This window comes from Marinirhabdus gelatinilytica (genome assembly GCF_003353425.1).
Taxonomy (GTDB): domain Bacteria; phylum Bacteroidota; class Bacteroidia; order Flavobacteriales; family Flavobacteriaceae; genus Marinirhabdus; species Marinirhabdus gelatinilytica.
On the sequence record NZ_QRAO01000002.1, the window covers coordinates 404,151 to 416,234 of the forward strand.

Below are 12,084 nucleotides of genomic sequence, written 5' to 3' on the forward strand. Positions count from 1 at the left end.
AACACACTTAAAGCTGCTGGTAGTTTACGGGCAGTACAGTAGTTGGCCGCTAGTAACTATTAGGACGTGGCTGGGACCACTGGAAGTAAACGGGCTGCTGTGCTCGCACTGCTCATGTTGTATATCTGTTTATGCCTTACAATTTTGCGGGGCTATTTATTTTTTAGTTCAACGATAAGTTCCAATGTTTTTTTGCCTCTGCTTTTGTAACCAGCGCTTCCTTGGGGTAAGTTTTGTTGAATAATGGTAGCCAGTTCGGGGTGTATCCAGTCTGTTTCGGTACCTAGATAGTATAGGGCGGTCATTGCACGTGCTTGGCATGCTACTTTTTGGTTGGTTATCATCCAGTCGAAGCAACACTCGGTCATTATTTCTTTGTGTCTGGGCAAAAATACGTTCTGATATGTTTCGAATGCCTTTTCGTAGTAGCCAATGGTGAGCAATTCACAAATAAGTGCAAAGGAGCGTAACTGCCCGTCACTTTTTGCGTCTGGCAAATTTTCAAAGAAAAAATCTAAATACGGAAGGATACAGATTAGGTCTTCCCTGCACACAAATTCTAATACCCACGTGGCCTTGGTAGCCAGTTTGGTGTCATCATGAAAACAAAATTGTAACAACTCCTCTAAGTTTTCAGGGTGTTCCAAAACCCAATGTGCGGCTTTGAGCCTGTTCTTTCGGTAGGCTTTCTCGTAATTTATGTGTTGGAACAATTCAGAATTCACGGTAAAAGCTTATGCTAGGGTTTCAATATCCTCTATCGCTTTTGGGACGCCCGTTGTGGCATTTTCAGCAAATACCTTAATATGGGCATTACTCTGTATAGAAGGGTTTGGATCTATAAAATAGCAGGGAGCTCCTGGTTGTGCATATTGTATCAATCCGGCGGCGGGATATACCTGCATAGAGGTTCCCACGATCATTACAGCATCCGCTTGTTCAACAATTTCAGCAGCAACCTCAATAAGTGGAACAGCCTCTCCAAACCAAACTATGTGTGGTCGCAATTGGTGGTTGTGCTCACAAAAGTCACCTACATTTAAATCGGTTTTCCAGTCTAGGATTAAGCCTTCGTCAAAAGTACTTCGTACCTTTAGTAATTCGCCATGCAGGTGCAATACGTTACTGCTTCCCGCACGCTCGTGCAGATCGTCCACATTTTGGGTGATTATGGTTACTTTGTGGTTTTCCTCCAGGGCCGCAAGGGCTGTGTGCGCGGTATTGGGCTCCACTTCTAGCAACTGGCGACGGCGCTGGTTGTAAAAATCCAGCACAAGTTCTGGGTTATTTGCAAAGCCTTGCGGCGATGCAACGCTCATAACATCGTGTCCTTCCCATAGGCCATTACTGTCCCGGAAGGTCTTTAGGCCGCTTTCGGCACTAACTCCAGCTCCTGTGAGTACGGCAATTTTCAAAATAAAATAGGATTTTATGGTTGAGCGTACTAAGGTAGTTACTTAGGATTACAATTCCACATTAATGTAAATGCGGTTTGTAAAAACACGTCATGCCGATGAACATTTTTTCAGTAATTTCGTAGCAGTTATGAGCAAGACAGACCAAAAACTATTCCACTATCTCCAAACCTATTTAACCGATAGGCGCAAGGCACTCTTCAAGGAAGTACTTTCCAAGCGTACCCGTCATTTTACCGTCGTGACCGAAGATGTATACCAACTCCACAATACCAGTGCGGTGATGCGCACCTGCGATGTTTTTGGCATACAGGATTTATATGTAGTAGAAGAGAAACTGGGCAAGCGAATTGACAAGGAAATTGCCATGGGTGCACAAAAGTGGGTAACCCTGCACCGAAAGGACAACATAAACAACTGCATGGAAGATTTAAAGCAAAAAGGGTACCAGCTCATAGCCACTACACCCCATAACGATTCTACCTATTTACATGATTTTGATGTAACCAAGAAGGCAGCTTTTTTCTTCGGAAAGGAAAGCTATGGGCTTAGCGATACTGTACTGGAGCAGGCCGATGGTTTCTTAAAGATACCTATGTATGGGTTTACCGAGAGTTTGAATATTTCGGTCTCTGCTGCAATTATCCTTCAGGATGTGGTAACCCGGCTAAAGCAAACCGATATTGCTTGGCAACTTTCCGAAGCAGAGAAATTCGATATAGAAATGGAGTGGATGAAGCGTACTATTAAGAGCCAAAAAGAGATCGTTGAACGTTTCATGAAAGATAAAAAAGTGTAACTTTAGCCAACAACCACCAAAACCCAACCAATATGATTTTTCTATATATTTTAGGTATTGTCCTAGCAATACTAATTATCCTCGTACTCGTAGCGCCCAAGCATTACGATGTACAGCGGAGTGTTTATATTGACCGCCCTGTTGCCGAAGTGTACAATTATCTGAAGAGTGTCAAGAATCAAGACCATTGGTCTCCATGGAAAAAGAAAGACCCAGGAATGCACCAAGAATTTGTAGGGACGGATGGTACTGTGGGCTTTGTATCGAAATGGGACAGCGACCACAAACAAGTAGGTGCCGGGCAGCAGGAAATCACCGCCCTTGCTGAAAATGAGCGCGTAGACACCCATATTACCTTTTTAAAACCTTTTAAGTCCGAAAGCGATGGTTATCTCTTAACAAAACCAGAGGGACAGGGCACCAAAGTAACCTGGGGCTTCACGGGAACCCATACGGTACCTATGAATGTGATGATGCTATTTTTTAATATGGACAAAGCAGTTGGGAAAGATTTTGAAGAAGGCCTGGCCGATTTAAAGCAGCTATTGGAGCAAAACCCTTAAACAGTAAAAATGGAACAAAACACCTTTGCTTGGGTTGAGATACCCGTAAACGATATGAAACGTGCCATTGCTTTTTATGAAAAAGTTTTGGACGTAAAAATACAGCCGATAAATTTCGGAGGACTAGAAATGGGATGGTTCCCTAATGCGGGCGATGCCTATGGTGCCACTGGAACACTTATTAAGCAAGAAAGCTATATACCCAGCCAAGAAGGACCGTTGGTCTATTTTTCAAGCCACAATGTCCAGAACGAACTGGACCGTGTTGAGAGTGCCGGCGGAAAGATTTACCAACCCAAAACAAAGATTTCCGAAGAACACGGGTATATGGGTGCTTTTATAGATTCTGAAGGGAATAGGGTGGCATTGCACTCAAAAAAATAACCCACAACCCACAACCGCCAACCCACAACTGATAACGAAAAACGCACAACCCACAACCCACAACTGATAACGGAAAACCCACAACCGCCAACCTACAACCGCCAACCCACAACCCAGCCCTCTCAAATTCTAACTGTTAAAAATGAAACTAGTCTTCGCCACCCACAACCCAAACAAATTCAAGGAAGTAAAACTCCTCTTACCTCAGCACATAGAGTTATTGAGCCTAACCGATATAGGCTGTACCGAGGACATTCCAGAAACAGCCGACACGATTGAAGGTAACGCAGTATTGAAAGTGGAACACGTTCGCAACCGCTACAATTTAGATTGCTTCGCAGATGATACTGGCTTGGAGGTTTCAGCTTTAAACGGAGACCCCGGGGTGTACAGTGCCCGCTATGCCGGCGAGGGAAAAAGGGCTAACGACAATATTGATAAACTCCTTAAAAACCTATCGGGAGTAGAAGACCGTTCCGCCCGTTTTAAAACAGCCATTGCAATGACCATTAATTTAGAGTCGGTCATGTTCCTTGGGGTTTGCGACGGAACCATAACAAAATCCAGAAGAGGAGACAAGGGCTTTGGTTACGATCCTGTTTTCCTCCCGGATGGGCATAACCAGACCTTTGCCGAAATGCGTTTGGAGCAAAAAGGCAAGATAGGCCATCGTGGCAAAGCCTTACAACAACTTATTGCCTATTTGACAAAAAGTTAATTGCTAATATATTGTCAAGACCGCTCCCAGTATTAAATTAAAGAGTATCTTTGCGCCCTCGTATTCCAAAGTTTTACTGCGGAAACTTGAAAAATCCTCAGGGTGAGGTAGTACTGCACGAAGTGAGAAGGTTTATTTGTCGAGACGCTTCAGTAGGTACAAATAAACTTTTTTATCATTTTATATGACATTTTTAGACTTAGGCCTAGAGGAAAAACTCCTTCAGGCAATTACCGACATGGGCTTTGAAACCCCAAGTGAGGTACAAGAAAAAGCAATCCCAATTTTATTAGAAGAGGATACAGACCTCGTGGCACTGGCACAGACCGGAACGGGTAAAACCGCAGCGTTTGGGTTTCCTATGCTTCAAAAAATAGATGTGGATAGCCGTACTACGCAAGGGCTCATTCTTTCTCCTACTCGTGAGTTGTGTATGCAGATCACCAACGAAATGAACAACTACGGAAAGCATTTAAAAGGCCTTAATGTAGTTGCAATTTATGGAGGGGCGAGTATTACCGAACAAGCCAAACAAATTAAAAAAGGTGCCCAAATTATAGTTGCTACTCCAGGGAGGATGAAGGATATGATTGGCCGCCGGATGATAGATATCTCAAAAATTGAATATTGTGTCCTTGACGAAGCGGATGAGATGCTGAACATGGGCTTTTATGAAGATATCACCGAAATATTATCACATTCGCCACAGGATAAAAGCACTTGGTTATTTAGCGCAACAATGCCTAAAGAAGTAGCTTCCATTGCGAAAAAATTTATGCACGACCCCATCGAGGTTACCGTAGGTTCCAAAAATGTTGGGGCAGAAAACGTTTCCCACGAATATTATTTGGTAAATGCAAGGGACCGCTATCAAGCTTTGAAACGACTTGCCGATGCCAACCCAGATATATTTTCGGTAGTGTTTTGTCGTACCAAGCGAGATACCCAAAAGGTAGCCGAACAACTTATAGCCGATGGCTACAGTGCTGGAGCCATCCATGGGGATTTGAGCCAAAACCAGCGTGATATCGTGATGAAGCAGTTCCGAACGCGCCAGATACAAATGATGGTCGCTACCGATGTGGCTGCACGTGGAATTGATGTGGACGATATAACCCACGTAATCAATTACCAATTGCCGGACGAGATTGAAACCTACACCCACCGTAGTGGTCGTACAGGTCGGGCGGGAAAGGAAGGGATTTCTATGGTAATCGTTTCCAAGAGTGAGGTTCGAAAGATCAAGCAGATTGAAAAGATTATCCAACAGAAATTTGAAAAGAAGGACATCCCTTCAGGAATAGAAATTTGCGAAAAGCAGTTGATGCACCTCGCGAACAACATAAAGGAAACCGAAATAAATCACGATATAGACGCCTACCTTCCACAGATAGATGAAGCGTTAAAAGATTTCAGCAAAGAAGAACTTATAAAGAAATTCTTCTCGGTAGAGTTTACACGCTTCTTCAATTACTATCAAAAGGCGAAAGACTTGAACCTTGCTGCCGGCGATACCAATTTCAAGGACAAAGAAGACAGTGTTCGTTTCTTTTTGAACGTGGGCGAACGTGACGATTTCAACTGGATGAGCCTAAAGGATTTCTTGAAGGAGCTGCTCCAATTGGGACAAGATGAGGTATATAAAGTGGATGTAAAAGATAACTTTTCATTCTTTAATGTTGATAGTAAACACAAGGACTTGGTGCTGGGTGTATTCAACGATTTTCAGATGGACGGAAGAAATGTAAATGTTGAAATATCAACAGATACTGGCCGTGGCGGAAAAAAACGAGGTCGTGGAGGCCGTAGAGATGGCGGTGGCTTTAAGGGAAAAGGTAGAGGAGAACGACGTGGCGGAAGAAAAAGTAGCGACCGTGGCGGTTTCAACAAAAAATCTGGATCCGGCGAGGAGTCTAAATCTAAATTTTCGGGAAAGCGAAGGGGCAAGAGCAAGCCCGACAGTAAAGGTACCGGCGGAAGACGAAGAAGGGGATAACGCTATGTGGGTGTTGGAATTTCTCCAAATTTCGCTTTGGTTTGATGGAGCCAAAGTTTGCTGAATGATTTTTGGCGCATTAGCAAATAAAATTATCTCCAAGCGAAACTTTGGCATCATTTTTCAGTCTAATTAGTTACTTTTACACCGCAGCGCTATGAAAAAACTATTTTTACTTTCCTTATTTTTTATATCTACAATTGCTTTGGCACAGGATGTTGAGGTTATTGATGGTAAAGTACTCAATAGCGCTACCGATGAACCTTTGGAGAATGTGAACATAGTAAACCTGAACACCGTTAAGGGTGCTACTACCAACCTTGAAGGTGATTTCACGATTAAGGCACAGGTAAACGATACGCTGTATTTTAGCTATTTAGGGTTTAAATCCATTAGGGTTCGAGTTACGAACGATTGGTTGAAATTTGGTGACATTAAAGTAAAAATGACCGAACTGGGCATTGCACTTGAAGAAGTAGTGATTAAACCTGTGGAGTTAACGGGGTACATAGAGGTAGATGCCAAGCTCATTCCCGTTTACGACGATTATAGGTACCGGATTTCTGGTATAGGTTCCGGTTACGAGGGAGGCGATAATTCCCCTGGTGCGGTCTCAAAAGTATTGAGCGCTATTTTTAATCCAGCCGATTTTCTGTATAATGTTTTTGGGAAACGCCCCAAACAAATGCGGAAGCTACGAAAGATGAAGGAGGACGACGAGATACGCAACCTGCTGCAATCCAAATACGACCGTGAGACACTTATGGCTGTACTACAACTGGAAAAGGTGGATATTGATGAAATACTGAACAAGTGCAACTACTCCAAGAATTTTATCACTACCGCAAACGACCTTCAAATTTTGGATGCCATTAGCGATTGCTACGAAGAATATCGCGTGTTGAATAGGGGAAAGGAGTAGGTTCAATTTTTGTAACTTTACTGAAACCCAAGAGATCCCCAAAAAATGCACCATATAGTAGAGAACCAGCGTAATTTTTTCAATACAAATACCACTAAAAATTTACAGTTCAGGCTTACACAACTGGACAAACTCTATTCGGTTTTAAAGAATAACGAACAAGCACTCTACGATGCTATTTACAAGGATTTTAAAAAATCTGAGTTCGATACCTACACCAGCGAACTGGCCTTGATATTCCACGATATTAAAGATGCCAAGCGTAATATCTATAAATGGGCCCGTAGGAAAAAGGTAAGAACCAATTTAATGAATTTTCCCGGCAAGAGCTATATAATCAAGGAACCCTTGGGCGTTTGCTTGGTCATTGGTGCTTGGAACTATCCCTATCAACTATCGCTCTCGCCAGTCGTGGCGGCACTGGCAGCAGGAAATACCGTTATTTTAAAACCCAGTGAATTACCAGCACATTCAAGTAAGGTAATGGCAACACTCATCAACAAAACCTTCGATCCAAAAATCCTTAAAGTGGTAGAAGGCGGCGTTCCCGAAACTACCGAACTATTGGAACAGGACTTCGATAAAATATTTTTTACGGGAAGTACAAGAGTGGGGAGGATTGTATATGAAGCAGCTGCCAAAAATCTTACGCCCGTTACCTTGGAACTGGGAGGCAAGAGTCCCGCCTTTATTACGAAGGATTGTAATTTAAAAATAACGGTAAAACGTTTGGTGTGGGCAAAATTCCTCAATGCCGGACAAACCTGTATTGCGCCAGATTATGTTTTTGTAGAGAAGGCAATTGAGCAAAATTTTATGGAAGCCATAAAAGCCGAAATTGAAAAAGAACAGTTTGCCTTTGAAAACAACAACTACGTTCAGATTATTAACGATAAAAATTTTGAACGCTTAGAAAAAATGATAGTCCCTGATAAGGTCGCTTACGGTGGATCTACAAATGCTCCTGAAAGATATATCCAGCCCACTATCCTTCACAAAGTAACTTTTAACGATCCTTCGATGCAGGAGGAGATATTTGGTCCTATTTTGCCTGTGCTTAGCTATACGACACTTCAGGAAGCCATTGAAAGATCAAGGCAGCTTCCAAAGCCTCTTTCGGCCTATATTTTCACTGGCTCAAAAAAAAATAGAGAAGAAGTCTTGCAGCAACTTTCTTTTGGTGGTGGCGCCGTAAACGATGCCGTAATGCATATAAGCAATCCTAAATTGCCTTTTGGTGGAGTGGGCCATAGTGGTATAGGCAGTTACCACGGTAAGGCCGGCTTCGATGGTTTTTCGCACAAGAAGAGTATCCTGCACAGGGCTACGTGGTTGGAGTTGCCTTTAAAATACTTTCCGCATTCAGCTTCAAAACTCAAATGGATCAAACGCTTAATGAAACTACAATAATGCTTCAACAATTGGTACATTATGGGTTGCATTTTGTTGCACCATTGCTTATTGCACTGCTCTTATTTAAGGGCCACTGGTTGCGTGTGTATCTAATCCTTTTGGCTACAATGTTAGTAGATTTGGACCATTTGTTCGCTACCCCAATGTTCGATCCCAACCGTTGCAGTATCGGTTTCCATTTCTTGCACAGCTATTGGGCTATTGCGGTTTATTTACTACTATTGTTTTTCCCAAGAACTAGAATTTTAGGCATTGGCCTCACACTCCACATGGCTACCGATTATCTGGATTGTTTGTGGATGGGTTAAAATGGCAAACTACCTGTGGTGATAGGGTTCGTTACGTAAAATGGTAAAGCCGCGGTACAGTTGTTCTACCACGAACAAACGCACCATTTGGTGTGAAAAGGTCATTGCAGAGAGGGATACTTTCCCCTGCGCACGGTCATATATTTCTTGGCTAAAACCATAGGGGCCACCTATTACAAAGACAAGGTTTTTTAATCCGCTGTTCATTTTCTTCTGAAGAAAGTTCGCAAATTTTATTGATGAATAAGAAACCCCTTTCTCATCCAGAAGGATAAGGTGGTCGGTAGTACTGGTTCTTTTAAGTATTTCGTTCCCTTCCAATTGCTTTTGTTGCTCCTCGCTCAAGTTTTTGGTTTTCTTTATATCGGGGATCACCTCTAGCGTAAATGGAACGTAATGGGATAAGCGCTTTTGGTAAACATCAATAAGCTTCTGAAGGTTTTTATCATCGGTTTTTCCAATGGCTAACAGGGTTATCTTCATAGTGCAAAAGTAGTGATTCTGAACTTTGGAGTACTTCAAAAAAGTTTCGATTTTAAATGTATGTACCTTTCTGAAATACTTCCGCACACAAAAAATCCTTTGCCGTCAAGGCATAATGCTACGCTTTTCCTACCTTAGCTAAAAATTGATTTTAGAAAATGATTTCAGAAAAAAAATTTCAGAAAGAAATAGATGGTATCATTGCCAATGCCATTAGAGAGGATGTAGGAAATGGTGATCACAGTTCCTTGGCGTGCATTCCCGAAGACGCAACCGGGACAGCAAAATTGCTCGTAAAGGATGAAGGTATTATCGCAGGGGTAGATTTTGCAAGGCAAGTGTTCGATTATGTGGACAACGGGCTTGAGGTAGATGTAAAGATTCAGGATGGTGAGACAGTGTCTTATGGAGATATTGCCTTTTTTGTCTCTGGAAGTTCGCAATCTATTTTAAAAGCAGAACGTCTGGTCCTAAATGCCATGCAGCGTATGAGCGCCATTGCAACAAAAACCAATAAGTTTGTACAATTGCTCGAAGGAACGGGCACCAAGATTCTCGATACCCGAAAAACAACTCCCGGTATTCGCGCCCTGGAAAAATGGGCCGTAAAGATTGGTGGTGGCGAGAACCACCGGTTTGCATTGTACGACATGATTATGCTGAAGGACAACCACATAGATTTTTGTGGTGGAATTACAAAGGCTATCCAGACCACAAGAAATTATCTTGAAACCAACAGTCTGGATCTAAAAATAATTGTTGAGGCAAGGAACTTGGAAGAAATAGCCGAAATTCTAGAAAATGAAGGCGTTTACAGAGTGTTGATAGATAATTTTAACTACGAGGATACCCGAAAGGCCGTTGCAATGATTGGCGATACATGCCTTACCGAATCCAGCGGAGGAATCAATCTGGAAACCGTTAGAAAATATGCCGACTGTGGCGTAGACTATATTTCCAGTGGCGCCTTGACGCACTCGGTTTACAATATGGATTTGAGTTTAAAAGCTGTATAATGGTCCAAGAGGAGGTTTCTGAAAATACCGATCCTCAAAAAAGATCCTTGCTAAAAAAACTGGCATCGATTTTTTTACCTATAGGCACCTATTTTCTTAAAAAAAGTAAAAAGATAATAGTCCCGGGTTCTAATGGGCTGTCGCTTTATCAACTGCTGGATATTTATGGAACGGGTATTATAAAAGGTACGTTTTCCTCTCGTGCCAGCTCTATTGCGTACAGTTTTTTTGTGGCCCTGTTTCCGTTTTTACTTTTTATATTGAACCTGATACCCTACGTGCCCATTGAGGGGTTCCAACAACGGTTTTTGGTGTTTATCGGAGAATTGCTGCCCGCACAAACAACAGAGTTTTTCTATCCCATAATTGCAGATATTGCCGTAAATACAAGGGGAGGGTTGCTATCGGTCTCCATTATGTTGTCGCTTTTCTTGGCAGCCAATGGTGTAAATGCCATATTCAGTGCTTTTGAGTATTCCTTTCATGTAACCATTAACCGAAACTTCTTCAGACAGTACGGTATTGCCTTTCTTGTTTCTATCTTTTTGGCATTGTTGTTGTTAATTACGGTTGGGGTCATCTTGTACGGCGAATATGTAATTGCCAATTTAGTAGGAAGAGAGTATATCAGTGACGATGTTTTTTGGATAACCCTGCTGCAGTTCACGGTCTTTACCATAATGATATATATAGTAATTGCAACTCTGTACTACTATGGTACCAAAGAAGGGAAACACTCCCGTTTTGTGTCTATTGGAGCAATTGTTACAACGTTACTTTTTTTGGTAACTACCTATTTGTTCACTGTTTACATCAATAATTTTTCAAATTATAACGAACTCTACGGTTCTATTGGAGCATTATTGATTATGATGTTATATATTTGGATAAATTCGAACCTCTTGCTGCTAGGGTTCGAGCTCAATATTTCACTGCAGCGATTAAAGGATAAAAATTCAAACACTTAAATAAACCTTAACACTCAAAACCATGAAAAAAATACTAATACTTCTCGCCATTGTCTTCACGGCAAACACTGCTGTGGCCCAAACCCAAGTTGGTGCTGTAACACTTCCAAACTCTGTTAATTTTGGTGGTGAAGATCTGGCCTTGAACGGTGCCGGGATACGTAAAAAGGCCTTTGTGCTTAAATTGTATTCAGGAGGATTGTACCTTCAAGATAAATCTTCTAATGCAAAGAGCATTATAAATGCAGATGAGACCATGGCCATAAAGCTGCACATTACCTCCAGTTTTGTTTCCAGTGAGGCTATGAGCGATGCTGTTCGTGAAGGATTTGATGCTTCCTTGGATGGTAACACTTCTTCTCTTTCTTCTGAAATAGAAAAATTCATTGGCTTCTTCAGCGATGAAATAGTTGAAAACAATGTTTTTGATATTACTTACCAAAAAGGAAAAGGCGTAGTTGCCTACAAAAATGGTAAAGAATTGGGAACCATCTCTGGTATGGCCTTTAAGAAAGCACTATTCGGGATTTGGTTGGGAGATGATCCAGCCGACAGCAAACTGAAAAAAGCAATGTTAGGTAAATAAAAAATTAAATGAAAATTATGAATAAATTATGCACTACCCTTGCAGTCCTATTGATTGCAGCAACTTCTGTTACTGCACAAAGTGTATTGGGTAAATGGAAAACTATTGACGATAACACAGGGGTTGCAAAATCTATTGTAGAAATTTACGAACAAGACGGTAAAGTATACGGAAAGGTTGCCGAAATCCTTAACGAAGACCGTGTGGATGCCGTTTGTACCGAATGCGAAGGAGACGATAAGGATAAGCCTATCCTTGGTCTAGTGATCATAAGAGGTCTCGAAAAAGATGGAGACGAGTATAACGACGGTAAGATCCTGGATCCGGAAAGTGGAACCCTTTACAAATGCTATATAGAACTAGAAGAACCCAATAAACTGAAAGTGCGCGGTTACGTAGGTTTTTCACTACTGGGAAGAACACAATACTGGTTAAGGGCAGAATAACCCTGTTGATAAGTAACACCAAAGGTCGTCCAAATACTGGACGGCCTTTTTTATTTTTACCTTGTTG

15 protein-coding genes are annotated in these 12,084 nt (G+C 41.8%); 12 read left to right on the forward strand and 3 right to left on the reverse strand.

Features of this window, described 5'->3' with window-relative positions; translation table 11 throughout:
* Nucleotides 1-152: 152 nt before the first annotated feature.
* Both C8D94_RS07930 and C8D94_RS07935 read right to left on the reverse strand, forming a co-directional pair.
* A complete protein-coding gene (locus tag C8D94_RS07930) occupies nt 153-725 on the reverse strand; it encodes an adenylosuccinate lyase (RefSeq protein WP_115123390.1) in 573 nt (190 codons plus the stop codon).
* A 9-nt stretch (nt 726-734) separates the two neighbouring features.
* The gene (locus C8D94_RS07935) at nt 735-1,418 is read right to left on the reverse strand and encodes an SIR2 family NAD-dependent protein deacylase (protein ID WP_115123391.1); all 684 of its coding nucleotides are present in this window, start codon (nt 1,416-1,418) and stop codon (nt 735-737) included.
* 127 nt (nt 1,419-1,545) lie between these two features.
* On the opposite strand from C8D94_RS07935, the gene C8D94_RS07940 reads away from it, so the two are divergent.
* The 8 genes from C8D94_RS07940 (at nt 1,546) to C8D94_RS07975 (ending at nt 8,518) form a co-directional block, all read left to right on the forward strand.
* Entirely contained in the window at nt 1,546-2,214 is a 669-nt protein-coding gene (locus tag C8D94_RS07940; protein ID WP_115123607.1) for a TrmH family RNA methyltransferase, read from the forward strand.
* Nucleotides 2,215-2,246: 32 nt separating this feature from the next.
* Nucleotides 2,247-2,777 carry an SRPBCC family protein gene (locus C8D94_RS07945; protein ID WP_115123392.1) on the forward strand — a complete coding sequence of 177 codons (531 nt, stop codon included), beginning with the start codon at nt 2,247-2,249 and terminating at the stop codon, nt 2,775-2,777.
* A gap of 9 nt (nt 2,778-2,786) precedes the next feature.
* Nucleotides 2,787-3,161 (forward strand): VOC family protein, encoded by a 375-nt coding sequence (locus tag C8D94_RS07950; RefSeq protein WP_115123393.1) that lies wholly within the window; start codon nt 2,787-2,789, stop codon nt 3,159-3,161.
* A gap of 142 nt (nt 3,162-3,303) precedes the next feature.
* On the forward strand, nt 3,304-3,879 hold the full coding sequence (locus C8D94_RS07955) for a non-canonical purine NTP diphosphatase (protein WP_115123394.1): 576 nt from the start codon (nt 3,304-3,306) through the stop codon (nt 3,877-3,879).
* A gap of 184 nt (nt 3,880-4,063) precedes the next feature.
* Nucleotides 4,064-5,875 (forward strand): DEAD/DEAH box helicase, encoded by a 1,812-nt coding sequence (locus C8D94_RS07960; protein WP_115123395.1) that lies wholly within the window; start codon nt 4,064-4,066, stop codon nt 5,873-5,875.
* A 157-nt stretch (nt 5,876-6,032) separates the two neighbouring features.
* Complete coding sequence (locus C8D94_RS07965) at nt 6,033-6,797, forward strand: carboxypeptidase-like regulatory domain-containing protein (protein ID WP_115123396.1); 765 nt, start codon at nt 6,033-6,035, stop codon at nt 6,795-6,797.
* Nucleotides 6,798-6,842: 45 nt separating this feature from the next.
* Nucleotides 6,843-8,207, forward strand: coding sequence for an aldehyde dehydrogenase (locus C8D94_RS07970; protein WP_115123397.1), 1,365 nt, complete (start codon nt 6,843-6,845; stop codon nt 8,205-8,207).
* On the forward strand, nt 8,177-8,518 hold the full coding sequence (locus C8D94_RS07975; RefSeq protein ID WP_245946239.1) for a DUF6122 family protein: 342 nt from the start codon (nt 8,177-8,179) through the stop codon (nt 8,516-8,518). Before C8D94_RS07970 ends, C8D94_RS07975 begins: the two co-directional genes overlap by 31 nt.
* 9 nt (nt 8,519-8,527) lie before the next feature.
* On the opposite strand, the gene rlmH is transcribed toward C8D94_RS07975, so the two are convergent.
* Nucleotides 8,528-9,001, reverse strand: coding sequence for a 23S rRNA (pseudouridine(1915)-N(3))-methyltransferase RlmH (gene rlmH / locus C8D94_RS07980; RefSeq protein ID WP_115123398.1), 474 nt, complete (start codon nt 8,999-9,001; stop codon nt 8,528-8,530).
* 158 nt (nt 9,002-9,159) lie between these two features.
* Here rlmH and nadC point away from each other — a divergent pair, with 158 nt between their 5' ends.
* The 4 genes from nadC to C8D94_RS08000 are packed head-to-tail and all read left to right on the forward strand — an operon-like array spanning nt 9,160 to nt 12,017.
* The gene (gene nadC / locus C8D94_RS07985; protein WP_115123399.1) at nt 9,160-10,017 is read left to right on the forward strand and encodes a carboxylating nicotinate-nucleotide diphosphorylase; all 858 of its coding nucleotides are present in this window, start codon (nt 9,160-9,162) and stop codon (nt 10,015-10,017) included.
* Complete coding sequence (locus tag C8D94_RS07990; protein ID WP_115123400.1) at nt 10,017-10,985, forward strand: YihY/virulence factor BrkB family protein; 969 nt, start codon at nt 10,017-10,019, stop codon at nt 10,983-10,985. Before nadC ends, C8D94_RS07990 begins: the two co-directional genes overlap by 1 nt.
* Nucleotides 10,986-11,007: 22 nt before the next feature.
* Nucleotides 11,008-11,571 carry a chalcone isomerase family protein gene (locus C8D94_RS07995; RefSeq protein WP_115123401.1) on the forward strand — a complete coding sequence of 188 codons (564 nt, stop codon included), beginning with the start codon at nt 11,008-11,010 and terminating at the stop codon, nt 11,569-11,571.
* Nucleotides 11,572-11,588: 17 nt separating this feature from the next.
* Nucleotides 11,589-12,017, forward strand: a complete 429-nt coding sequence (locus C8D94_RS08000; protein WP_115123609.1) for a DUF2147 domain-containing protein — start codon at nt 11,589-11,591, stop codon at nt 12,015-12,017.
* Nucleotides 12,018-12,084 lie beyond the last annotated feature (67 nt).